Here is a 26391-nt window from a genome sequence, read left to right on the forward strand (position 1 = left end):
TAATATTTAAAAAACAACCATCTCACCGGAAATTGCAGAAACACGAGGCCCGGGCAAAATAAATCCGGAAACGTTCAAAGGATCAACTGCAGCAACAGAGACTGGCTCATGTTCTGCTTCTTTATTTTTAAAGGCACGCAACGAATCAACGGCATAAGGTAGAGCAAACTGCTCGCCTAAAAACCCCTTTATAAACCGTCCACCTCTTATTTCGCCCCTCTCCTCAAGAGTTCTTAATACCACATGTAGCTCACGCCATCTCGGAATATTTTTTTCGCGAACCAAAAGATCGCGAAATACCACACCATAGCGTTTCAGTAAAATCCAACAAACTGCTTCTACCTGTTCACGTGTAAAGGAGCCTACACTTTTCTTCAACAAAAACCAACGTCCGGAACTGTACAAATGAGGGTTTACTCTGCGTCTTTTTTTAATCAAACGTCGCTTAGGATCAATTAAGGACCGCAAATTATCAAAAAGGTCGGCTGTTGCAAGTCCTGCAGCGACCAACTCCCATAAGCCCAGCTCTACCTCTGATTTCAGATGGCGAACTTCCTCAGTAATATCCATAAAAAAAGAGGCTCCATTTTGAAGCAGATAAAAATAAATATCCTTAGCAATATGACTTAAGCCAACCAAGGCCTCTTCGTTTAAGCCCTCCTTAACGTCAGCCATCCACGAGGCATCCTTGCGGAGAAAGAAAGTAATGGGGGCTATACTTGTTGGCACTACCCGCTTGCGGTCTTCGTCAGCAGGATTTAAATTAGAAGACAAGCGCCCCCAGCCAACAACTCCCATCATGCATAATTTATCCAACAAAGATGAATCATAATTCTTCACACGCTTTGAAAAAATAAGTGGTTCCCAAGCTTTCGCCGGGATTTCAAAACCTTGCAATTGCTCAATAATAGCCAATAAGCCTTGCTCACCATGGAGTTGCGATCCGGGTGTTATATGCTGCCAGGTCAATAACCAGCGAACAAACTGTTTCGGGCTTACAGGCTCAATTTCCTGACGCAACTTAGCTAAGGTCAAACGATGAATACGTGCTAATAAGCGACGCTCACACCATTCTTGTTGCAATGATTCATCTGTAAATGTGCCACGTAAAATAAGACCTGAGGCTTCAAGGCGGACTAAGACTTGGTAAATGGTGGATTCGGGTAAAGCTAAGGATTGGCTTAACCCTAAAGCAGTTATAGGTCCTAAATGATAGATCCAACCTTGAACTAAATGGAAAATACCTTCATCTGACTCTAACGGCTTATTTTCTATGTCCTGTAAAGCATGTTGAATTAATGCATCAGGATAAATTCTGGAAAAAGTTTTTGCCTTATCTACCGCGAACCAAAACATCCGATCGCTCAAAAAAGCGATACTGGCTCGACCTGAGGCAATTAACTCATCCATAAACTTTTGCCATAAATTTGTAGCCGGTAGATAGGAATCATAATTTGCAGGAAAAGCAATTACCGTTTGCAATAAGTCCTGTAATTCATCCGCATTACGAAGATCAGGCCATGCCTGTTGTCGCACCTCATTAATCACTTCTGGATCAAGCTTACCTAACTTATTAGCTAAATTCGCAGGCAAAGTCTGCCTCATTTCCACAGCCCATGCACGTCGCTCTTCTAAAGGAGCGTCATCTAAAAAGGCATAGGGGTTTGCATTTAAAATTTCGTGGGCAAAGACCGAGGGCGTTGTAGTATCGATCGCAACACATTGAATGTCTTTATTTTTGATTTTCGTTAACACATCCAAAAGCCCATCAATATTTAGAGCTTCCGTTAACGAATCCTTCATTGCTTCATTAACTAAAGGATGATCAGGTAATTCAATATCCTCAATATCCACATTATCCTGACACGCGACAGCATCAGGAAAAACAGCAGCTAATAAATCCTCTGCCCGCATTCGCAAAAGATAAGGAGGAACTTTTCGTCCATTACTAAAACGCACTAAAGCCAAAGCCCTACTTGCATCCCAACGCCAACGAGTTGGAAATAAAGGGGATTGTAATACGGCTTTTTCCACAATATCTCTGGCTGTTTGAGTACTTAGGAATGCAAATACATCCGCTAGAGGAAAACTGTGTTGCTCCGTTAAAGAAATATTAATGCCATTATCTGTAGCGGCAGCTTGTAATTCCACATTAAAAGAACGGCAAAAGCATTTTCGTAGCGCTAACCCCCAAGCCTTATTTATTCGGGCACCAAAAGGAGCATGAATCACCAGTTGCATGCCTCCTGATTCATCAAAGAAACGCTCAGCAATAATTCGTTCTTGCGTTGGAACTGCACCTAATAAAGCTCGGCCTTGGAGAATATAATCAATAAGTTGTTGTGCCCCCAACTCATCAACATGACACGAGTTGATAAGCCATTGTTTCATTGCAGGGAATGAATCCTCTGAAGTTGTTAATTGAGAGCTAAGCCATTCTCGCAAATTAGAAACACGTAATGAAAGCTCTGCGGTGCGCTCTGGAGCCTCTCCTCGCCAGAATGGCACGTTCGGCGAAGCCCCATGAGCATCTTCTACAAAAACTAAACCCTTAGCACTTTCAATACGGTTAATTTTCCAAGAAGTGCTACCCAACAAAATAATATCGCCACGATGACTTTCCACTGCAAAATCCTCATCCAGGGTCCCTACTACGCCCCCAGACTCTTCTGCTTTTACTGTGTATAAACCATTATCAGGAATAGAGCCGCCGCTGGTTATGGCAATCAAACGGCTGCCTCGCCGTGCTTTCAAAAGATGATTCACACGATCATGAAACAGATAAGCACCATAACGACCACGCATCCCTGATATTCCTTCACTAAGCATATGGACCACTGCGTCAAATTGCTCACGCGATAAATCCTTATAATGAAAGGCTTTACGAGCTAAAGCGAATAACTCATCAACCTGCCAATCATCAGTGGCACAGGTTGCCACAATTTGCTGCGCTAAAATATCAATCGGTTGTTGAGGAATGACTAATTGATCTAGATCCCCATCCAAAATAGCATTCACAATTGCAGCGCATTCTAATAATTCATCGCGTGTGGTTGCAAAAATACGTCCTTTGGAAATCGCCCCCCGCCAATGGCCTGCACGGCCTACCCGTTGTAACATGACAGCAATGGAACGTGGTGAACCTAATTGGCACACTAAATCCACTGAACCAATATCAATTCCTAACTCCAAAGAGGCTGTTGCCACTAAGGCTTTTAGTTCCCCATTCTTCAATCGGGTTTCTGCCGCTAAACGTAGTTTTTTCGATAAACTCCCATGATGCGCGACGACTAAATCTTTTCCTAGACGCTCTGCTAAATGATGCGCGGCGCGTTCTGCTACTCTACGGGTATTAGCAAAAATCAAAGTCGAACGATTCTGCTGCGCCAACTCAGCAATACGATCGTAAATTTCATCCCAAATTTGATTAGAGGCAACCGCGCCCAGTTCGCTACGTGGAATCTCGACGTTAAGTTCTAAATGTTTCGCATGTCCAATATTGATAATTGCTGGTTGAGGTCTGTCATTACCTACTAAAAAATTAGCGACTAAATCTAGTGGTTTTTGGGTGGCAGATAAGCCTATACGCAATGGTGAATGAAAAGTTAAAGCTTCTAATCTCTCCAGTGACAAGGCTAGATGTGCACCGCGTTTGTCATCAGCCAAAGCATGGATTTCATCGACAATAACCGTTTTAACACTGCGTAAAATTTCACGACTTTTAGCGGCAGTTAGCAATATATAGAACGACTCTGGCGTGGTAACTAAAACATGAGGGGGATGTTTGAGCATTGCTTGGCGTTCTTTGGGTGATGTGTCTCCAGTACGTACGAGCACATTAATTTCTGCCATAGCTAAGCCCTGCTTTTTAGCTAAGGCCATAATTTCTTGTAAAGGACCCATTAGGTTTTTCTGTACATCATTGCCTAAAGCTTTTAATGGGGAAATATAAAGGACTTCGGTTTCATAGCACAGCTGGGCACTAAGTGCTTGGCGTACCAACTGATCAATACAGGCCAAAAAAGCGGCAAAAGTCTTCCCTGAGCCTGTTGGGGCTGAAATTAGGGTATTACACCCGGAACGAATAAATGGCCACCCTTGTTTTTGTGGTTCGGTTGCTGAACCAAATTTTTCTAAGAACCACTCTTGTACTATCGGATGGGCCCAAGCAAGACTGTTATCAATATTCACAGAAATCAACCCTGAACGAGTCATCAGAAAAATGGAATTACCCAGTTAAGTATATCACAGATACTGATTTGGGCCGTAGTCTAGTTGATGGCAGCCAGTTCTTAAAAACCGCTTTGGACTAATCCGGTTTCTCGGACCGGAATAGTCAATTATATGGATCCTGTGTTTTTAGGAAGTTAATATGCTTCATTGTGTTATTTTTGATACAATAGCTTTTTTATAAATGAAAATATACTTCATGGATAAACCCGAAAACAAACCTACTTCCGTTTCAACCACTCAAGAGCTCAGAGCACTGTTTGAGATCGACAATATCAACAGAAAAGCGGCTTGGTATAATCGTCTCATAACATGCCTACCCCATGCTATTTTCACTAGTGGTGAACCTGGGATTATATTCAATCCCGAAGGCTTCACTTACTATAATCTTGAACTTCCTGTAACTATCCCTAATGAGGGGAGTACCATAACAAGCTATACCATTCCTGACCTCATCGATACGTTCTTAATAAGCGAAGGGGTTGGCATAGCCATCGAGGCACGTAATCCAAAACAAGCTATAGATCTCAGTTATGGCGACGTCTTAGGTTTTCATCTCTATCGGACGTTCTCTGAACCCGAGGATCATCCCTTTAAAACAGAAAAACCACATCCCTCTATTATTCGCGAAGGCGCTGATATACTCATCAACGACGTGCCAGCACAAATTTTACCCGCTACCTCAATAAAATTACTTGAAGCGATCATGCAACATTTCGGTATCAACGATGCCAAAATCAAACTCGTCTATTTTCCAGAAACTGATCAGCATGAATTAGTCTTCTCGATTGAGAAGAATCAACTTGAACCCAGTAAAATACAAGCATTAATCCAAAAACTAGGCTGGTTTTTACCAAGGTATTACTCATATTTTGCTTTTGATCTGGACAACGTATCTCCTCTAATTGAAAGACACTAAACCAACGTTCCCAGGACGCGTAAGGAAAATGTATCAAGTTTCGAACTAATGTCTGGGTGAATTATAAATTTGTGGCTATCCAATTGATAAATACCGCGGCCAAGCCGCGGTAATTCGCGAGAAACTCTGCGACACTAAGGCCTATTTTCTTTTATCTGATTTTGGCTTCTCTGCGTGCTTTTTCATTTTATCATGAGAGGCATGTTGTTGATCATGGCGACGCGCATCTTGTGATTCATTCTTAAATTTATTGTCTTTGGACATTTCCTTTTCTCCATAAGATTAAAATAAGATTAAATTGCGTACTACAGACATAAATTTAGTTTGAATTGTTGAAAAAAGCAAATTGAAATGTGAGCTAGTAGAATAAGTACTACTTTATCTTAATTAATAAAACTGAATTACCGCGGCTTGGCCGCGGTAATTCTGGAAAAGTTGGAATGTGCCTTAGTTCTCTATAATAAACTAAATTTCAACCACAATCTTACCTATAGCCTTTCCAGACTCCATTAACTTATGGGCCTCACCAACGTTCTCGAGAGAAAATTGATGCAAGTCGATAAGAGGTTTTAAATCGCCATTATCAACTAAAGTGGCAATCGATTTTAAAATAGCGCTGTGGCGTTTGCGCTGCACATTATTTAATAAGGGAAGCAACATAAACACCGCATGTAAACTGGCTGAGCGTGCATGTAAGGGTGTTAAATCATGGGACATTTTTGCTTGAATACTAATCACATGTCCATACATGGCTACCGCGGCAAGTGATTTATCTATATTATCACCACCGATGGTGTCAAACACTACATCAAAGCCTTTACCATCCGTCAAGCGAGCAACATAGTCCTCAACTGATTCTTTAGTATAATCAATTGTTTCTTTAGCACCTAAAGCCTTAGCTATTTCTGCTTTTGTAGGGGAAGAAATGGTTGTATAAACTTCCGCCCCAGCCCACTTGGCTAATTGTATTGCAATGTGCCCGACGCCTCCAGTACCCGCGTGAACTAATACCTTTTGCCCAAAAGTAACTTTAACTTTTTCAAATAAAGCCTCCCAAGCAGTAATGGATACTAAAGGCAATGCAGCTGCTTGCAGCATGTCTAAAGATTTAGGCTTTTTTGCAATTAAACGCGAATCAGCAAGCATAAACTCAGCTAAAGCCCCTGGCTCTGTTGTAAAACCACCCGCACAGCCATAAACCTCATCCCCCACGGAGAATTCGGTAACGCCTTCCCCAACCTCTTCAATCACTCCAGCCATATCACTATGCAAAATTGCAGGAAATGCAGGGGAAATCTGCCCATATGCTCCTGAACGCACCTTACAATCAACTGGATTAACACTTGTTGCTTTAAGGCGAACTAATACATAACCTGCTTTAACTTTAGGAATAGAAACTTCCACTGTTTTAAAAACGGAATAATCACCAAAAGATGATATAGTTTGTGCTTTCATAGCGCTCCTAAAAGTAGTACCTTAATCTGTTAATTCTTCGTGAATTTTTAAAGGTGCATGAGGTTGGCGTTCTTTAAAATGTTTACGGCAAGTAGATGAATATAAATCATTCCCCCCAATTAACACCTGATCACCCTCAGTAATCGCTTCACCTTGCTCATTGAGTCGTAAAATCATAGTAGCTTTACGCCCGCAATGGCAAATTGTTTTAATTTCAATAAGTTCATCAGCCCAAGCCAGTAGATATTGGCTGCCTTCAAATAACTCGCCACGAAAATCAGTACGCAAGCCATAAGCCAGAACTGGAATACCTAATCTATCGGTAATTTCTGTTAATTGATACACTTGGTCACGAGTTAAAAATTGCGCTTCATCAATCAAGATACAAGCATATTTTTGCTCTAGGCGAATGACCTTTTTATATAAATCATCATAAGCATTAAAAACAAGTGCTTCTTCAGATAAACCAATACGCGAATGGACAGTGCCTGTTTGATAACGATCATCAATTGCAGGGGTAAACAATAAGGTTTGCATTCCCCGCTCGTGATAATTATAGCTTGATTGTAAAAGTACCGTGCTTTTCCCTGCATTCATTGCTGCAAAATAAAAGTAGAGTTTTGCCATCTTTGTTTTTGTTTTTTTGACCAGAAAATTATTATATCATTACCGCTCATGTACAGGACATGATTTTAAAGGAATTCAATTTATGAAAATCATTATTGGTGGTGGAACAGGATTGGTTGGACGCTCTTTAATTACCGAATTATTGGTTGCTCAACATGATTTATGGGTTGTTGGCCGCAATAAAGATAAAATAAAAGAAATATTTAATCATCATGTACATGGAATCACTTGGAATGAACTACCTAACTTAAACCCTGAAGAGTTTGATGTGATAATTAATCTCGCCGGGGAAAACATCGCGGACCACCGATGGTCCTCTAAAGTCAAAAATAAATTATTATCGAGCCGTATTGAACCAACAAAAAAATTTGTCCTGTGGGCTAAAAATGCCTCAAAAAAACCTCATTTATATAATGCCAGCGCTATTGGCATTTATGGCTTACAAAAAGAATTAGCTAATTCACATGAAACGTATACTGAAGAAAGTCCTCTCAATTCTCAGAAAAGTAGTTTTTCCAATCATTTGGTCAACCAATGGGAACAAACGGCTCTTCAAGGCATGCACTATGATATTCCCGTAACCCTTATGCGCTTTGGTGTAGTACTTAAACACGGTGAAGGAATGTTAAAAAAGCTGGAATTGCCCGCTCGATTTGGAATGGGGGCAATTATCGGCACGGGAAAACAGCCTCTGGCATGGATTGATCATAGCGATTTGGTTAATGCCATTTTATTTCTTATCCACCACCCTGAAATTACCGGGCCAGTAAACCTGGTAGCGCCAGAACTGATTTCTCAAAAAGAATTTAATAAAACCCTTGCAGAAGTATTAAAAAAACCAACCTTTCTTCATATACCTGCATGGCTGATTCAAATGCTGTTAGGACAGATGGGTGAAGAATTACTATTATCAGGTCAATCCGTAATTCCCGAACGTCTTACAAAGTACCAGTTTGATTTTAAATACCCTAGTTTATTATATGCTTTAACAAAAGAATTTAAAAAATCACAAAAAGAAAACTAATCGAACTTAGTCATCATCGCAAGATCAGATTGAATGATTTTAAACCTTGGGATATCATAACCCATTGTTTTCATTCTATAAGAAAAAAATCTACTATGACTAAACGTAATCGAGAATGTATAAAAGGATATGATGATGAATATGATACAGGAGAGTCTTCTTCCAAAAGAAGAAGATCAGGATATAGTTACGACCATCAATCCAGACGACATCAAGCACTAGGTGCTGTAGGAATTGTAGAAGAGAATCCTTTTCATAAATTCCAATATTGCCTCTATTTTTTGATAGAAAATACAAAAGCATTTTCTTCCATTCATAATGCTGATAATCAGTTCCGCAAAAAAGTAGAAGAGCTATTTAACTCATTTGAGCATGCAGCAAGATACGTTGAGGACTGGATAAATCAACGAGAAATTATTGATGGCAGTAAGCACCTTGCGAATAAAACTATTTCGTATATTTTCTATAATTTAGGTAAACTTGCAGCATTAGCGAATGTATCGCTACCTGCCGATAAATTGGCATTAATTCTCACCCAGTTAGAACAACAAACAATAGATACTCCCTCTTTTATATCACGCTCTATAATGGGACTGGGAACTATCGCTGATTGGAACAAGAGCAATGGAAAAATCCCAACCGTATTAATTGAAAATCTTTTAAAACAACTACTGCAATTCCCAATAGTTTCTGACATTGAACTTTCTGCTTGCATTACTGGCCTTGGATTTTTAGCCCCAAGCTTAGATACTCCAATTAATACAGCAATAATACAGCAACTACTAGAGCGAATTAGTTCAGGAAAGTCCGAAAATCATACGTCGATAACCCGTACCATCAATTTATTAGGCCGCATAGCAAAGGCTGGTGCATTAACAACACCTATTGAGATTGCTTTGGTACAACCTATTATTGAAGAATTTTATAACCTTTCTTATTTAAACGAAACAAACCATCATAAAATGCTCATCGGCTTGGAATGGTTGCTTTCTGCAAAAAAACTGTATGGAAGCTTTGATGCCCATATCGTTCCCAAGCTATTAGAGTATGGATTACTCAATGATAAAAATCAGTATCTAAACTTAGGTTTTTCTATTCTAAAACAATTAGTTCAAGAAAATCTTTTACATGGAACTATGGATTTTTCGCAGATAATCAAAGCATTTAATAAGCGCGCTCCAAATATTCAATATATGGCTAGACTACTTTATATCTCTGGCCTATTAGCGCAAAAAGGCCACATAAAAGAAACGATTGAGGCTCAAGATCTACAAAATCTTTTTGATACACTTCCTAAAGCAATTCGCCTTAATGAGATTGATGTAGGTGATATCTTTGCTGGTCTTGGGCTATTGGTACAAACCCAAAATGTAAATATAAATCAAATAAATGTCAGTTTATATTCATTACTACAAGCTCTCCCTCTCCACCAAATACGCCCCATTAATGCTGAAAAAATTCTGGTTGGACTTATAGAACTTAGAACAAGAATGCGCTGCCGACCGGAGCAATTACAACAAATAGTACATTCTGTCCTTGGGTCAAAAAACCCCTTAGCTAGCGACGAGGTTATTAAGTATATTGATTGGTTTATTAAACTCAGTTCAGTATACCCTGTGGCTCAACTTAACCCTGGCTTTGAAACCCTATTATCTTCGATTAACTTCTCATTTGGCTCTTTAAGCGGAGTGGAGCAAGAACAATTGAACGAAATGATATCCGCTCTTCCTAACCCCACCTGGGCTGAATCATTAAGAATTAAATTGGGCGTAGCTTCTATTCAAAGAAGAACAGAGGCACTCCAAGTAAGGCCAACAAGCACAATTCCCCTAGTAAGGATTGTCCCTGTTCCTAGAAGGTCCAGACAAAGAACTGAAATAACGACAACATCAGAGCTAAGGCTAGCGTCAGAAAGATCTGCCCCAGTACGTGATGCTCAGACAACAAGAACAGAATCCCGGCCCCAGTCGGTAAGATCTACGTTTACCAGAACATCACCATCCGAGAACACCGACCACCATCAAAGCTGGGACAGTGCATATAGGAAAGATGCTTTATTTAAGGCTATAGCTGATAAAAACATGCACCAACTTGCGGTATTACTAGGCGTAAATTTTCCCATTAGAACTCATACCTTTTCAAGCCCATCAAGTTCATCAAGTTCATCAAGTACGGGCAATAATCAGTGGGGAAGCCTCTCTCAAGTAGAAAGCAACGAACAGCAAGCAGCTAATACTGCGGTTAATCAATTGTTGCAAAAAACAGAAACTAATGCATTACGTATTTTAATAACCCAAGCAAATGCCGCTTATTTTGAATTGTTATTGCGTGCATGTTCGAATCATGCACGATATCAATTAGCGCAGAAAAATGCGCTACTCCCCATTCTACTTTATTTACCGATTCAAGAGCTAGAACGTTATATACCAAATTTACTTAGTTTAGAACTCTATAGAGATAGCAAAGCCTTAGTCAAGCTTGTGAATAATCTAAAAACTAGAGCCGCACAACATCCTGAGGAACTAGAGCGGATCAAACAATTGCAAATTCAACTTCTCGACCGAGCAATTGAGTTTCATACTCGTCTATATCACACTAATGTACTTAGTAATCTTAGGACAGAAAAAGCGCTCGCATTAAGAATGACAGCGGATACAAACCAATCATCTCAGACACAAATACCACACCCAGAACGCAGACCATCAACGCAAATACCTCAACGTATGTTTGCACCACAACCTGGGCGTCTAGTAGTTAATCGACGATATTCCTATGAGACAGAAGATATCAATCGAATTTTGCAATTACGTCTTGGAAATTTAAATCTTAGGGAAGAAAACACTCCGAGCCTCAGCATATTAACCACTGCGAATATGAGGGAAGGTGCTCAAAGAAATAGAGTTTTTGATGTTTTAAACCAATACTTTGCTGGGTATGAAGGACAATTAGTTATAAATAACCAAGCAGAACATAATATTATTATCCCTATTGTACATAACCATCATTGGGTAGGTATACGTATCCAATTGAATCATGGTCAATCACCTCAAATCACCTATTATAACACCGTGGAAGATTATGAATATGACGAAGCATTGCAAGTCAGTATACTTTTAGAGGTAAATAGAGCGATACGGAACTATAACACTTCTTGGACACAGCCCTCATTAAAAACCTATGAGAAAACATTAATCCAAGATGATGCATCCAGTTGTGGTCCATTGTTAATTGAAAGCATTTATTGCCATTTAACCAATAGATCTTGGCGACAAACCAATCCTCCAGATTTGCTTGCTGAAAAAATTCGTAGATTCCAGCTAAGACTTGTCGAAGAGAAAGATCCTCAATTTTATCGAAAATTCTTAACCCAGCAATCAAGATCGCCTGAACCAAACAACAGTATGGGCTTATCCTAACTACAGCCTGGATGGAGAAATAGCCTTCATCCAGGCTACATCATATTAATTAGGAAAATTTCTTCCCTTATTAAGTAATCCATGTTCCTTGTCATGCATTGGGCTTACTTTTGAAGTACTATGACCATGTTCTTTATTTTCTGCTTGATGAAGTTTTGCTTTCTCATCAGCAGCACGTGGTTCTTGCTTCACAACCTGTGGACTATGGGACATAGTGGATTTGCTGTGCTGAACTACAGGCTTAGTCGCTTTTTTCGCGCTCTTTTTCTCACTTGCATTAGCAACAGTTTTGGTGCTTGGTTTTGCAGCGGATTTAGTATGAGCAGCTGTTTTCTTAACTGCGGGCTTAGCTGTTTTTTTTATTGTTTTGCTTGCTGCTGAACTTGCTTTTTTTGCTGTCGAACTTGCTTGCTTTACTGTTGAGCTTGCTTTTTTTATTACGTCTTTTGCTGCTTCTTCAGTGTGATGAGATGCATTTATCCAATGATTTTCTAAAATACTAAAAGTATCACGCATATAATCAAGAGCCATGTGACTATTACGAATAAACATATTCATGTTTCGCTCTAAAAGCTCTTCTGGTTTTTTTATGCTCAAAAGCTCACCAGGTTTCATATAGGAAAAGCCTTGCATCGTTTTGATATTCAGTTCCATTAATTTTTGTAATGGAAATTGCATATTACTAAATACTTTTTGATCAAAGTGAATATTTTTCATTATTTCTCCCTATGCGGCAGTGCACAACTCAAGATTAGTAATCCTACATCAATTTGTCAAATCTAATAAACCATGAATATTATTTTTAATATTTTCTGTAATCCGATCTGTTCGAGGCTGAGAAAATAATCCCCATCGTTTCGTAAAAAGATAATTAACTCCTACCGCAACTCCATACCCTACTACTAAGAGCCCAATCACTGCTGCAATCTCACTAATTAACCATTGAAGATCGCGATTTTTTTGAAAGAAAGGTCGGTACTTATTTATTGTATCGAAACAACGCTTACTGTATTGTGGAAGAAGTATAGGATCCGGGTTTTCCATAAATTTATTAGTATATTCAGCAAGTTTTTTATGTAATTTTTTAACCTTATTCGCAATTTCAATAAAACCTCGTTCCCCTAAATCCACTTCCTTTTCAGCCAGAGTATGTAACAATTTATTAATTAATTTAAGCCGATGTTCATAATTATGTAGCTTCGCTTTTGAAAAAGTTTGGATTGTTTCTAATTGATACATTGGACGTGCAACTGTTGAAAATAACTCTATCGCCTCCTCCAATGAAAAACGAGTAGCAGGATCCTCGTGTAATAGTCCATTGAGACAGGTTCTAATAATCGCCTCATCACTTTTAAACAGATGAGCACCAGTGCACGTAAATAAATGATGATTCTTCGTCATTTGCTTCGTCTCAGGCCAAGACCAAGATTTTCGATTGTTTAGATAATAATTTTTATAAGAATCACCCCATACATAGCTCAATATTCTTCCTACGGCATAAGCATCTGACTTTTCGGAATATCTTACAGGAGTGATAAATGATTCGGGGGAGCGATATGCCGGTGTTCCCACTATACGCGCGTCCTGTTTTCCTCTGAACATAGCACGTCCATAATCAATAATTGCAACTATGGGAGGATTTTTTTTCATATCAATAAGCATATTTAATGGTTTTAAATCACGATGCACGATTCCTTTATCCGTGACTTGGGACTTTACCGCATGCAAAATGGCCAAAGTAATATCTAATCGTTCTTTTACCGTGAGCCTACCATGGCGCCCCTTATCCCACAGCAGAGTCTCTAAAGTACAGCCTTCTGCCTTATCCATAAGCAAATAACTTTTTTTACTGTTATCTTCAAAAACAAAAACCGGTGGTTTCACTTGAAGATAACCTGCACGTTTTAAAAATTGATACTCTGCCTCAACTAATGCTTTTCGCTCATGGTGCATATGATCTTCAATTTTGATAACTTCCTTAGCATAACGGTTTAAAAAACTCTGAGATGCTTTAAATTGTATTGTCCCCAAAACGGGATATACCGCCCCATAAAATCCCTTACCTAGAGGGGCTTGAGTTGTATCAAAAATTGCAAATTGCTCTTCCATTTCATCCGGCTTTAACAATGAATGGGTGAACCAAAGTCGATACTTAATATTTTGATATTTATACTCGTAACAATACTCCTTATTCAATAAAGTTCCCGTTGGTACATTCCTAAAAAATTCCGCCAAGACCTCTAAACACTGAAAATCCAATAAAGCAGACTCCATTTTCAAGGGGTTTACTGTAATTATCTTAGAGTAAGTCATAAAAATCATATGGAATAAATTTAAATAATATGTGGGATTGTACAGCGATTATAATTTGATGCTAATCATGGAAAACTGCAAGAATAATTTGCTATTAATCATTAAAAATCGATGGCTTTTTTCTGAGCGTTTCAGGTAGGATGAGTAGGTAATTTAAAAATCTTACGGAGGAGTGCAATCATGGGCAAAGTAAATGCTATGGGAATGGAAGAGATCAAAAGGGAAAGAGAAGAGCATGAAGCAAATTTACAACGATTTGTGTCCCAACCATTTAACCCATCCAATAAAGAGCAATTAGAGGCATTGAAAAAACGCATTGATGATTTTGAGTTTACTCTGAATCAGATGTATCTATTTCAAGGTATGAATACTGGGCTTCAGGCCTGGGGAATATTTACCACGGTCAGAATGCTATTGCCTCTGCCGGAATTTGCCAACTACATCTTATCTGCTTTTCTTTATTTAGGTGCAGCAGGATATATTCTCCAAAAATTTAGTACCACTGATTTCTATAACGAATTGCAAGAAATGAAAGAAATCTACAACTGGGCACTAAAGGATGGCAAAGACATTTATGATGGGAAAACCAATAATACAGAAAAGTTAAATACCCCAGAAGTTCAACGATTAATTACCTTATTGACCCCTCTATGTTCTCTTCAGTTTATGCTAGCTTGGCCTAAAGTTACTGCAGAAGAAGAAGTAAAAACGGGCTTTAGTGCAGTATTTGCTGTGGGGCAAAGTCTCTATGGTCGATTCTTCGCCTCTGCTCCTGAAGTTTCGGATAAACTCAAACCACTGCAAATTCAGGTAGAAACCGAAGCCCTATCCATTAACGCTTTAGCGGGCTTTGAACAATCTCTACGTTATTTTGCCACCAGCCCCTATTGTCGAGATTTATTGAAGGCAAAAATTCAACAACCTATGGAATATGTCAAAGGAATAATTCCTGAAGTGATTACTTCCAGCTTGTCTCACCAGAAGATGGCTTAATAAGTCTAAGGTTTGAGTAGCTCGCCAAAAAGAGGCTACTCAAACCTTTACCTATTTTATTATGGTCGGCTGGTAAATACTTTCGTACTACTGTCCCTAGTGTGTACTGGGTCAATAAATCTTTGGAATTGGATAAGGGGGGCGAAGCTGAGATGTGCCATAGCTATTAACATAATAGTTAACACTATTATTTAATGCTGCTTGATGTTGTACAACCATAGTGTTAGCGATTTTTTAGCATTTGCATATTGCTGTAATAGATATTGATCGATTGCTGCCAGATCCCTGAAACAGCTAATATTGCTGTGTGCACGAACTTGTAGTCCTGGTTGCAAATTATCAACGAATTAATTGTAACTATTTAAGTTTTTTATAAAAAAATAAGCGATCTTCTATGATTTTAAACAAAACACGTTGTTTCTCAAGGTCAAAGTCCATAATCTTATAGCCAACTCTACTGTAACAGTTTTAAAAATACGAGAATCCTTTAATAGACGACAGGGACTTTTTTAATTTTTATATGATAAACTATGTAAATCAGCGCTGATCCCTTAATATATCCCATCCTACGAGGTAATCCTTTACAGATAAAACCATGTAATTGGTTCTTATCTATTTTTATTTGATGCATTTACTTACTGATAACTTAAGAAGGAATTTATGTGAAGCAATATAAGGTTGTTTTAATGGGAGCAGAATGCGCAGGCAAATCGGAACTATTTAGACGCCTGGTTTATAGTCAGAAATATAGATTTAATGCTGTGCATCAAACTACTTTAGGGACTAGCTATGGTGTCAAATATATTGCTAATGATCACGAATTGCATATCTGGGAGTTAAGTGGCGCTGCGCGATTTTGTCGAGATGTCGATATTCTGAGCTATGCTGCTAAAGCTAATGTCGCATTATTGTGTATTAATTTAACGCAAGAAATTAATCAAGACCAAATTCTGAAAAAAATTGAAGAATTTTCTATTGATAATCCTTACGCCACATTGTTTTTAGTAGGAACCCAATCGGATCATCCTCAAGCGCGTATTCAAGAATTTCGGCAATTGAATTTAGATAAAAAAATCTTTATTACTTCAGCAAAAGATGGGCTTGATATTGATGTGCTTCTTCAGGCTATTACTGATGCCTGCGGCATTCCACCACTAAAAAAACGGTGGGATGATGAAATTAGTAATCTATTAGCGAAAATGAGCCAATTGCCTAACAAGGAGTATGATGCAATAACGCAGGAGCTTAATCTGCTAGAACAGATTGTATTTCCTACCAATGTTGTTGAAAATGCTAACAACGAACTCAAACAAGAGGCAATAAAATTGTTTCAAAAAAAATGCCAGTCTATTTTAAGGGGTAATTATTCAGAGGTGTGGAATGCCTTATTAACGGTTGTAGCCGCTGCAGTGGTAACCACGCTCACTGCGATGCTTGGTTTTGCTATTGGTTTGGCATTAGGGGCATGGACAGGCCCTGGTGCATTCATTACAGCATTAGTTGGAGCTAAGACCGCAGCAGCTTCTGTAGTTGGAGCAAGTGCGACTTTTGGGGTAGGTGCTGCTCTAACCTCATATGGCTTATTTAAAGAGCAGAAAAAGTGCATTGAAAATAACGTATTGATTCTGGATTTGCCACAAAAAAGAATTGCTTCATTATTTCCATCAATAATTAATTGATTGTATAGATAACTCGCAATAATTTAGACTCCGTTGCAAAAACGGAGTCTAAATTAGCTCATGCTTTGTTAACAATGTGCCCTAACAAAATCTATTGGTTGATTGCCGCTTGCCGTTCATAATATCCTGGATAAAAATCAGGAGCGTGTTCTCAAGCAATTTTAAATGCCGTTCGGATTAAAGACTCAAGAGACAATGATATTCCATTATTTGTTGATTTTTGGGTGAATGGTGTGGCCCATGTAAAATATTCAGAAGTATGCTTAAGGTAAAACAATAAGTTGTATCAAAACAGGTAATACCTGCTCTTTCAAACCCTAACATCGTCATGGGTTCTAAAAACCGATGTTGATGAAGAGAGAGAAAGAGCGCTCGAAAGCAGGCCTATATTTTTTATGAGTTAGATAAATGCTGAATTGGAGCAATTAATTGTTCACTAAAATTTTCTAATTCAACCTGTTCCTTCGAAGGCTTAAACAGCCCATATGCTGTAAAGGCTCCAGTGGTTATGCCCGCGGTAGCGCTTAACGACAAATAAGCCGTAGCAGCACCAGTAAATAAAGCACCAGGGCCGCTCCAAAAACCTAAGGAAAATCCAATACCAAAACCCACTGCAGCGGTAAGGAGCGCAACCGCTAAACCCGCGGAAAAAGAAATGAGTGCTTTTTTTAGTTGAGCATATTTCCCATCTAAAATCTCTTCGCAACGGCTATTAAAGTTTTGAATAGCATTCATCTTAATTTGTAAACTATTTACAGAATCATCATGAATATCAAAAGGGACAAATTGCCTTTCTAATATGTCTAATTCTGACTTTATAGCGGTTAGCTTTTCTTCGGGTAATTGATTCAAATCCCGAAATAAGACTCTTGAAGAGCGCTGCCAGAATGATTGTTGCTTCTTTTTCGCAAACTCAGTAACAACAATACCCAACTCCTCGATTCCATTATTGTCTTTGGCAGAAGTGATCATTTTCCTAATAAACAATTCTTCTAATAAATCCAATTCATCAAACTCTAGCAAACGTTGTTCCTTTTCATCCTCAGAAAGCATATCTATCTTTGTTCCAACTAAAACAATGGGTATGTCAATGAGGCGTCGTTGAATATATCGTGTTCTAATTGCAATTTCCGTCTCATTCAAAGGGAGGCTTAAATCAACGCAAAGTACAACTACCTGTGCACGATAAAGATAAGATAATGCGCCATCATGAGAAGCTGGTATATCCCAAAGATGAAACTCATCTGAAAAATTATGCTCCATAGAATAATAGTTAACCCCTATAGTTGGGCTATGTTCAGGTTTAAACTCTTTCGCTCCTAAGGCCTGAATAACTGCGGATTGCCCTGAACTGTTTTCACTCCAAAATACGACATTAAATTGAGACATCAAAATCCTATGTAGCCAAGCTTTATTCAGCATTATAACAAATAAAAATTAAATAATAATTAAGAAAATAAATTTATGCTAGGGTTAACGTGACAGCATCATGTAGGGGTTTTATCCAGATAGCACTGTCCATCCCTTATAAAACAAGACTTGAGGTGTCACCATAACCTTTGTAAATCGATGCTTATCTGAGTTGCCGTCATTACATGCGAGGTCGTACGCTCTATCACTACTCTAATTCGTCTTGCACGCAGTGTATCTTTTCTGTGAATAGACTTCGGAGATAAAATCCTCTAGGTAGTGTTTTTACCTTATTTCCCTCACTATCAAATCCATAACAGAGCGATTTACCACTAGCCCCTTTGGGTCTCACTTGCAGATACTCACCTACACGGGCATCCAGGGCTTCAAGATACCCCGTGCTGATTTGTTGGGTTAAATAATTCCAATCAGCAGCCAAGACGCTCTCATCCTCAGCACTTGGTGACCATAGGAATCCCTGACCAATTCGTCTTTGTGAGTACGGAATATCGGTATCCCCCTCAACAGGGATCCAGAGCACGCGTTTTAATTTGGCATAGCATTGCGATGTTTTCCATTCTTGCTGATGGATGGTCAATAAAGGAATTGAGGTAATAAAGGTAGATTCTGTAGGTTTTCCAGATACGGCTATAGGTAAAGTCTTAAGTTCGACACCTAACTCTTGAAAGTCAGGCAAAGACTGATTAAATGCATTTGCTCCTAAAGCGAGCTCAATCACTTGTCCTATCCAACCTTTGCGTTGATCCGGATTTTCGGGAATAGCTAAGCCCAAGCTTAAACTCAACTGTGCAAAGCTTAAACCTACGAGATTAGCGCAACGTTGGATTAGCTCCGCTTCAGTTGTTGGGGGGCTAATCCTTTGCAACAAGTTGTCCATATCCTTCTTTAATTTCAATGGCAAGTGGTTCAACTGGGGGCCTAACATTTGCCGCTTTAAATTGAGCCGTTATCGCAAAAAGTACGTTCGAGCGCACTTCAAAGCGTGAGTGTAATTGGACATTAACATAATAGCGGGCTTCAAACTCAATAAGTGCCTCATCAATTTTTTTAAGAAATACTTGTGCCGGAGGGTCCGGTACAATTTCAGGAATAATTGCTAGTACATCAAGAATTAATTGTTGAATCATTACAGGATCATCGGCCCGGCTTACCTTGATGGGAACAACTGAGCGCACAATACCATCTTGGTGAGTCCAGTTAGTAAATGGCTTGTTAAATGTTTCTGCATTAGGAATTAATATTTCCATATTATCCCAAGACGAAACACGCATGCAGCGGATACCGATATGTTTTACCTGGCCTTCATACTCACCAATAGTAATTAAATCCCCTTCACGCACAGGTCGCTCAATCAATAGCATAAGTCCGCCCACGATATTACTGGCAAAGTCGCGCAAACCAAAACCCATACCGACAGCAAGTCCACCAATAATCATGGACATTCCGCTAAAATCAAAACCCCAAACGTGCAAAGTAACAAAACCGCCAATGAGTACCACAGAGTATTGACTAAAGACAGAAAGACTATTGCGGATACCTACATCTTTAGTATTTTTAAATAACCAACGGTAACAAAACTCCCGCGTCCATTTTGCAGCCCAAAAGAAAATGGCTAGCAAAATTAAAAATGCAAGCGTACTGGCAACGGTAATGTGAATTCCAGGCACATTGACAATAGAGGATTGCACCAGACGCTCCAAACTGACAATGACCCAGGAATCAGAATTCCAGCCAAATAAGTTACAGAGCATACTAAAGCTGAAAAAAAGCATACCGATTCGCAAAATACTATCAATCGGCTTTAAAAAGACTTCTATCCATAACCACCCATTACGTAACGAAGAAATCATCCATTCTGAAAAAAGCTCAAGCGCATCAAAAAGCAAACCTCGTGCGATAATGTAAGTGACTAACACAGTAAGAGCGTTAGCCTGATATTGGCTCATTGTCCACGCCAGATTAATAAAGCCTGACAAACCAATTACTGCAGTCGAAAATACAGTAATAGGCACCAAAATAATTAGTAAAGAAATCGCGTTAAGCACGTAACGTTTCTTATTTGTTAATAATGGATGGATCAAATAGCGCACTACCTCTCGGCTTTTCCAAGCCACTACAGATACCGCTAAGAGGAACAACATAAATAGACGGTTAAAGATGTCCTGAAGCAATAAGGATAAAGGCAATAAATGGCCAATAGTCATCAGTGCGGTTGTCCATCCCCCAAACAGTAAAAGCCACTTCAACCGATAATAAAGTTTAACGTCTTTACCTGAAGAATCAGACAGGGTCTCCAATAAAGCCAATCGCGGGATTAAGATAGCAATACGGAATGTGAACCATACTGCGATAAGTTTCAGTACAAGTTGGTAATTAGAAAAAGAAATATGCGTCACGTAGAATACCATCATGAGCATCGCCGTGAGACAAAGGTAAGGTATATTTCTTTGTACTAATACTAAAAACCCATCGAGAAGATAACCCGCCAAACGTGAACGCTCTTTATCACTGCGCAACATTTTTAAGAAGCGATTCAACATAAAGAACAAGCTTGCGATCAACCCCAGCCCTCCCCAAAATATCGCCTGGGCTAAAGGAGTTAACCATAAATAACTGTCATAAACTTTTAAACTTAAGGTTTTTATATATTTATAAAATAAACTGGGAATGGCGGCAATTTTTTTAACAATAATTGGCCAACTGTTAATGTTGTATTCAGCCAGTGTTTGTCTGGAAGAAATTAATTGTTTTAATTGAGCTTGATAATCTGCTTGTTTTTTTAAGGCTTCCTGTTTTTGGAATCCAATATCATTAAGACGCAACGTTAAAGTATTCACCAATGTTTTTACTTTCTGTTTAAGATCTGGTGTTTTAATTGCATCTGCTTCGGAACTCAAAAAAACACTAATCTGCTGCAACGACTTGGCAATTTTATTATATTGACTCACGGCGTCTTTATAAATATCAGTGACCAATTGTAAATTTTTACTATCCGGGTTTTTAAGATAAATCATATCAGCTCGAACCACCGTTTTCTGCGCACTCAAAGCATTCAGCTCATATTGAATTGCCGCAATATTTTGGTTATTAACCAACAACCGTGTTTCATAATCAGCATCGTTTGCACTTAGTGCAATTGCTTTTTTGCCATTGGTCTTTGCTAGATCACTTTGATAAAGTTTATTTAAATCCTGATTTAATTTATCCTTGATGGCCTTAATTTGCAGTAGTTTTTGCTCTAAAACAAAGTTTGCATGCCAAAACTGTAAATGTTTCCCTTCTTCTGTAAGTACTTCATGAAACTCTTTCGCAAGTGCTAAATTATCATTAATTAGTTGGGTTGCTTGCTTATTAATTGTCAGCAATGCTTCGACCTTGGCCACCCGCTCTTCTATCGTAATCCCTTCTTTGACAATAGGTAATTGTTGCAAATGTTTTAAGCGCTGGTTAAGAGTATTTTGCTCTATATTTTGTTGTTCCAGAAATCCATTTAAATTCTCAATTTTGGTTGCAGTCATCTTGAGTATCGAGGATACCTGTCCCAGCTTAGCTTGATATTCTTTTTCATCTTTAGGTTGCAGGTGCTGTTTTCCCTCTTTAATTGCGGCCGTAAGATGATTTTTTTCTTGAGTTAAATATTCAATGAAGTTCGCGGGTCGTTGCACTGGTACCGCAACCGCTGTAGATTTTTTAGGTGCAGGCACAGGTTTCGCTAAAGAATAGCTGGAATAACATAGCGAAAAGAAAAATATAAAAAAAGCATAACACCAACGGGTAGCGCTGGTGTTATGACGAAACATACTATTTTGTCGATTTAGTTGGAGCAAGTCTAATTCCTAATTCATTAAGCTGTGCACTATTAGCGGGGGATGGTGCACTGGTTAAAAGACAGGAAGCCGTTTGAGTTTTAGGAAATGCAATTACGTCTCTAATTGAAGTAGAATCCGTAAGCAGCATAGCTAAACGATCGATACCTAAGGCGATACCACCATGTGGCGGTGCCCCATATTGTAAGGCATCGAGTAAAAAGCCAAACTTCTCTTGAGCTTCTTGTTCATTAATACCAAGTAAATTAAATACAGCCTTCTGTAAATCGGACTGATGAATACGTATGGATCCACCACCAATTTCATAGCCGTTTATTACTATATCATAAGCTTTAGCTAAAGTGTGAGTAGGATTTGCACATAATGATTCCGGGGACAACTCTTTTGGTGAAGTAAAGGGATGATGCATCGCTTGTAACCTATTGTTTTCATGATCCATTTCAAACATTGGCCAATCAACAACCCATAAAAGCTCCCACTTATTGCTAAGTAGCTTTCTATCATGTCCTAATTTAATACGTAAAGCGCCCATCGCTTCATTTACGATATGAATTTTGTCTGAACCAAAGAATACGACGTCTCCAGTTTCAGCTTCCACTCGATTAAGAATCCCATCAACTACCTCCTCAGAAAGGAACTTAATAATTGGGGATTGTAAGCCTTCCATGCCTTTACTCCGATCGTTGACTTTGATGTAAGCCAAGCCTTTCGCGCCGTAAATACCTACAAAATTACCGTAATCATCCAGCTCTTTCCTACTTAACTCATTGCCTTTAGGAAGCTTTAATGCCACAACTCGAGAGTCTTCATCATTGGCGGCACTAGAAAATACTTTAAAGCCGCATTCTTTAACCAGATCAGCAACATCCACCAACTCCAGTGGGTTACGCATATCCGGCTTATCACTACCAAAACGTCGCATGGCCTCAGCATATGCCATTCTAGGTAGCTTTTCAGGTAAATCAACGTTAAGAATTTCTTTAAATACGAGCTTTAGCAAACCTTCAATTAAATTTTGAATGTCCATTTCATCAATGAAGGACATCTCGATATCAAGCTGGGTAAATTCAGGTTGTCGGTCTGCACGTAAATCTTCATCACGGAAGCAACGAACAATTTGGTAGTACTTATCAAACCCTGCTACCATCAGCAACTGCTTAAACAGTTGAGGTGATTGTGGTAATGCATAAAACTCACCTGGGTGCACTCTGGATGGAACTAAATAGTCACGCGCGCCTTCTGGGGTTGCTTTAGTCAGCATGGGCGTTTCGATATCTAGGAAACCTTGTTGATTTAGGTAGTTGCGCATACAGGTGTTTAACTGGTGTCTTAACTGCAATTTTGCTTGCATTGAAGGGCGGCGCAAATCAATGTAGCGGTATTTGTAGCGTAAGTCTTCATTTACTGTTTGAAAATCATCAGGTAAGAATGGTGGCGTAGGCGATTGGTTTAAAATTTCCAGTTTGGTGCCTAAAACTTCAACTCGTCCTGTAGCCATAGTTTCATTAATCATGCCTTCAGGTCGATTGCGTACTATTCCGGTAATGGCTACAACAAACTCAGAACGCAGCTTTTCTGCAACTGCAAAAATCTCTTGATTTTCTGGCTCGTATACCACCTGTACTAAGCCTGTGCGATCGCGGATATCTAGAAATATTACTCCTCCATGATCACGTCGGTGATGTACCCACCCACACACAGTAACTTCTTTACCTAAACTAGATTCATCCACTGCCAAACAGTAGTGTGTACGCATAAAAACCGCCTATTTAAATTTTATTAAGATTTGGAACCGTTACCAAAAATTCAGAAATACTACTTAATCCGTGCTTGTCGATTTAGTATCTGAGCCAGCTTTTGTAGAAGTAGTTTCTGTACTTGCAGAAGTAGTTGACGGAGCACTGCTTTTATTTTTGAAATCAGTAGCATACCAACCTGTTCCTTTTAACTGGAAACCCGCTGCAGAAATCAATTTAATTACCGTATCCTTTCCACACTCTGGACATTGCTTGACAGGCTCATCACTGATTTTTTGCATTAAATCAAAATGATGATGACAATTTGTACATTGGTATTCATAAATTGGCATCTAAAACAACTCCATTAACTTCAGTTTAATAAATTCAACCTTTAATTATAGCTAAGTCAAGCGGGATGAACAATATGTTCCCTACCCCTCAGCACACATTAATGAGGTCACATTTTCCCACTTATAATTTAAAAAACATTTTCCGTCTATATAAAAACGCAGCAAAAAGAAAATTTATAAAAAGAAAAGCTAACGAATACAGGAGCCCTGCATTTTCTTGGCTAAAGCCACCAAAGAAATACTCAGAAATTGCTACGCGCAAATTATCCGAAGATCCATTGGGCATAGGGACATTGAATATAGCTTGCAGTTTAAGTAACAGAACGTGGAAAATAAAAATAAGTAACGCATTCATGCCAAAAATTTTAAAGGGTAAAGCCCATTTGCTATATCCTAAAATATCAATTACATAAAAACACAAGGCAAAGACACAAAGAGAAACGCCCCCCACCCATAAAACAAAAGAACTAGTCCACAAATTTTTATTTATAGGGAAGCTATAGCTCCAAAACCAACCTAATAAAAGAAAAACTAATCCTGCCAACACCATTAAAGCGCATTTTTTTTGTTTACTGAATGAGGTAAGCAACAAGCTTCCAGTCAAAAGTCCTGCCAAAGTAGTCGCTATGGCGGGAATAGTACTTAATAAACCCTCCGGATCGAAGTTTTTATAAAAATGTGGGGGGGATAAAAGTTTTTGATCAATATAAAGCACCCAATTATTCGTTATACTTAAGGGAGCCCCTATTCCTCCAGGCACAGGAACAAAAACCATCAGATACCAATAGCCGATAAGGATAGCCACAAAAATCACCGCCTGGGTTCTAACGGACGTATTTAAATAAAGAACAGAACACACAAAATAACAAAGCGCGATACGTTGGAGAATTCCATAAATACGAATGGTTGCAAAATCAAAATGCAATGGAAAGGCATTTAAAAAGACTCCAAACAAAAAGAGCAACGCACTGCGTTTAAAAATAGTTTTATAAACATCCGAAGATACTTTAGCATTAGCTACTACTTGTCTTTTTAAACTAATGACGGTTGTTACCCCAACAATGAATAAAAAAGACGGAAAGACTAAATCAGCGAAAGTACAACCGTTCCAGGCAGCATGGTCGAGCAAAGGATAGGCATCATGTGTTCCCTGACTATTCACTAAAACCATTAATGCCATAGTTAAACCGCGAAACACATCTAAAGATAATATACGTTCGGAATTTCCATTCATGAGGGATTATTTCACTATAAAAGAGGTAATAGCTCTTATTGAATCGTCATCATCCTAAGCGCTCCAGTTTCACCAGGCTGTTGAGAGGCCGCGATAATTCAAGAGTATTTTTCTAAATAAATGCAGGACTAGTTGACGTATTTTTGGCTCTGAGCAATTACTAAAATAAAACCATCATAGCATATGCTAAATGCTCTTCAAACCACGAACGGAAACGTCCAAATGATAAATATAATGTTTGATAATTTGTTCTGCTTGCTCACTAGTTAAGGGTTTACTAATTGCTCCTTCCATAAAATAATGCTGGCAATCGTATTTAACTACATCAGCCTCATAACCGGTTAAAGCAATAATTGGCACATGAAATTTCGTGTCTTTCTCTTTTTGTCTTAATTGCTTCGCAACAATATAGCCCGATGAATCTTCTAAACCAATATCCATTAAGACTAAGTCATATTTTCCAGGTTGGAATAACTTAAGAGCATTATCAGCTGTTTCAGCAATATCTACATGACAATTTAGGGAGGTAAGCAATGCTTTTTCAACATTTTGGGCAATTATATTATCCTCAACCATCAGTACAGTGGGTAGGTGCCCTTCTTTAATAGCAATTTGTGCCTCTTGATCTGTGTCTTCAATAATTGATGTTGATGCAGCAAGTGCTTTATTCATGCTCACATCGGTTAAAACCACAACTAAACCAATGACCTCTTTTTGCAAATCAAAAATAGGCACTCGTGACGAATGAAAATAAAATACTTTGCCATTTTGATTCTGAATTGGTTCTTCTTCTATATGATGCTGTGACTCTCCGGAAAAAAGCACCTTCATATCTTCTAATTTTAAAGCGTCAATCCGTGCCTTATCCCAATGAGCAAATTCAATCATTTTTTGATAAGGAGTACCATTAAAATCCTTTAGTTTTTTCAAACCTAATAAATCGCGAAAATTACTATTGCACCCCTTCAAATTACACTCCGTATCAACCCAATAAACAATGTTAGGCATTGCGTTGATAATCTCCATGTAATAATGATTGATGGCTTCAATTTCGTCTTGCTTATATACATTTTTGCCGTGGGGGGACATACAATAGCTCCGCTTATTGTCGTTTGCATGTAAAGTATAGTACAGATTAATTAGTTCGATTGACT

At 38.6% G+C, this 26391-nt stretch carries 18 protein-coding genes; 5 read left to right on the forward strand and 13 right to left on the reverse strand.

The window, feature by feature from the left end; all coding sequences use genetic code 11:
* Positions 1–6: 6 nt before the first annotated feature.
* Positions 7–4191 carry a DEAD/DEAH box helicase gene (locus E1P08_RS01930; protein WP_242602343.1) on the reverse strand — a complete coding sequence of 1395 codons (4185 nt, stop codon included), beginning with the start codon at positions 4189–4191 and terminating at the stop codon, positions 7–9.
* Positions 4192–4429: 238 nt separating this feature from the next.
* Here E1P08_RS01930 and E1P08_RS01935 point away from each other — a divergent pair, with 238 nt between their 5' ends.
* A complete protein-coding gene (locus E1P08_RS01935; RefSeq protein WP_133135330.1) occupies positions 4430–5149 on the forward strand; it encodes a hypothetical protein in 720 nt (239 codons plus the stop codon).
* A 141-nt stretch (positions 5150–5290) separates the two neighbouring features.
* Here the strand turns inward: E1P08_RS01935 and E1P08_RS17610 are convergent, their stop codons facing one another.
* The 3 genes from E1P08_RS17610 to E1P08_RS01945 form a co-directional block, all read right to left on the reverse strand.
* Positions 5291–5413, reverse strand: a complete 123-nt coding sequence (locus tag E1P08_RS17610; protein WP_278041937.1) for a hypothetical protein — start codon at positions 5411–5413, stop codon at positions 5291–5293.
* A 201-nt stretch (positions 5414–5614) separates the two neighbouring features.
* Positions 5615–6604 (reverse strand): zinc-dependent alcohol dehydrogenase family protein, encoded by a 990-nt coding sequence (locus E1P08_RS01940; protein ID WP_133135331.1) that lies wholly within the window; start codon positions 6602–6604, stop codon positions 5615–5617.
* Positions 6605–6625: 21 nt separating this feature from the next.
* Positions 6626–7231 carry a thymidine kinase gene (locus E1P08_RS01945; RefSeq protein ID WP_133135332.1) on the reverse strand — a complete coding sequence of 202 codons (606 nt, stop codon included), beginning with the start codon at positions 7229–7231 and terminating at the stop codon, positions 6626–6628.
* An 82-nt stretch (positions 7232–7313) separates the two neighbouring features.
* Between E1P08_RS01945 and E1P08_RS01950 the strand changes: the two genes are divergently transcribed.
* Entirely contained in the window at positions 7314–8255 is a 942-nt protein-coding gene (locus E1P08_RS01950; RefSeq protein ID WP_133135333.1) for a TIGR01777 family oxidoreductase, read from the forward strand.
* Between the two features lie 95 nt (positions 8256–8350).
* Positions 8351–11671, forward strand: a complete 3321-nt coding sequence (locus E1P08_RS01955) for a Ulp1 family isopeptidase (protein ID WP_133135334.1) — start codon at positions 8351–8353, stop codon at positions 11669–11671.
* Positions 11672–11716: 45 nt separating this feature from the next.
* Here E1P08_RS01955 and E1P08_RS17320 read toward each other — a convergent pair whose 3' ends face one another.
* Together E1P08_RS17320 and legK1 are read right to left on the reverse strand one after the other, a co-directional pair.
* Complete coding sequence (locus tag E1P08_RS17320) at positions 11717–12388, reverse strand: hypothetical protein (RefSeq protein ID WP_207387329.1); 672 nt, start codon at positions 12386–12388, stop codon at positions 11717–11719.
* 48 nt (positions 12389–12436) lie between these two features.
* A complete protein-coding gene (gene legK1, locus E1P08_RS01965; RefSeq protein WP_165485061.1) occupies positions 12437–13984 on the reverse strand; it encodes a Dot/Icm T4SS effector kinase LegK1 in 1548 nt (515 codons plus the stop codon).
* Positions 13985–14164: 180 nt separating this feature from the next.
* Between legK1 and E1P08_RS01970 the strand changes: the two genes are divergently transcribed.
* Together E1P08_RS01970 and E1P08_RS01975 are read left to right on the forward strand one after the other, a co-directional pair.
* On the forward strand, positions 14165–14977 hold the full coding sequence (locus E1P08_RS01970; protein ID WP_133135336.1) for a hypothetical protein: 813 nt from the start codon (positions 14165–14167) through the stop codon (positions 14975–14977).
* Positions 14978–15639: 662 nt separating this feature from the next.
* Positions 15640–16656 carry a GTPase domain-containing protein gene (locus E1P08_RS01975; protein ID WP_133135337.1) on the forward strand — a complete coding sequence of 339 codons (1017 nt, stop codon included), beginning with the start codon at positions 15640–15642 and terminating at the stop codon, positions 16654–16656.
* Positions 16657–17049: 393 nt separating this feature from the next.
* Here E1P08_RS01975 and E1P08_RS01980 read toward each other — a convergent pair whose 3' ends face one another.
* From E1P08_RS01980 to E1P08_RS02010, 7 genes are all read right to left on the reverse strand, one after another.
* Positions 17050–18045, reverse strand: a complete 996-nt coding sequence (locus E1P08_RS01980; protein WP_165485062.1) for a GTPase domain-containing protein — start codon at positions 18043–18045, stop codon at positions 17050–17052.
* A gap of 229 nt (positions 18046–18274) precedes the next feature.
* The gene (mutH, locus tag E1P08_RS01985) at positions 18275–18964 is read right to left on the reverse strand and encodes a DNA mismatch repair endonuclease MutH (RefSeq protein WP_133135339.1); all 690 of its coding nucleotides are present in this window, start codon (positions 18962–18964) and stop codon (positions 18275–18277) included.
* Entirely contained in the window at positions 18939–21914 is a 2976-nt protein-coding gene (locus E1P08_RS01990) for a mechanosensitive ion channel domain-containing protein (protein ID WP_242602344.1), read from the reverse strand. The genes mutH and E1P08_RS01990 overlap by 26 nt, the downstream gene beginning before the upstream one ends.
* The gene (gene aspS / locus E1P08_RS01995) at positions 21889–23670 is read right to left on the reverse strand and encodes an aspartate--tRNA ligase (protein WP_133135340.1); all 1782 of its coding nucleotides are present in this window, start codon (positions 23668–23670) and stop codon (positions 21889–21891) included. Before aspS ends, E1P08_RS01990 begins: the two co-directional genes overlap by 26 nt.
* Positions 23671–23733: 63 nt before the next feature.
* Entirely contained in the window at positions 23734–24003 is a 270-nt protein-coding gene (locus E1P08_RS02000) for an FmdB family zinc ribbon protein (protein ID WP_133135341.1), read from the reverse strand.
* A gap of 121 nt (positions 24004–24124) precedes the next feature.
* Positions 24125–25237, reverse strand: a complete 1113-nt coding sequence (locus tag E1P08_RS02005; protein ID WP_133135342.1) for an acyltransferase family protein — start codon at positions 25235–25237, stop codon at positions 24125–24127.
* A gap of 186 nt (positions 25238–25423) precedes the next feature.
* Complete coding sequence (locus E1P08_RS02010; RefSeq protein WP_133135343.1) at positions 25424–26326, reverse strand: response regulator; 903 nt, start codon at positions 26324–26326, stop codon at positions 25424–25426.
* Between the last annotated feature and the right edge of the window lie 65 nt (positions 26327–26391).

This window comes from Legionella rowbothamii, assembly GCF_900639985.1.
GTDB classification, from domain to species: Bacteria; Pseudomonadota; Gammaproteobacteria; order Legionellales; family Legionellaceae; genus Legionella; species Legionella rowbothamii.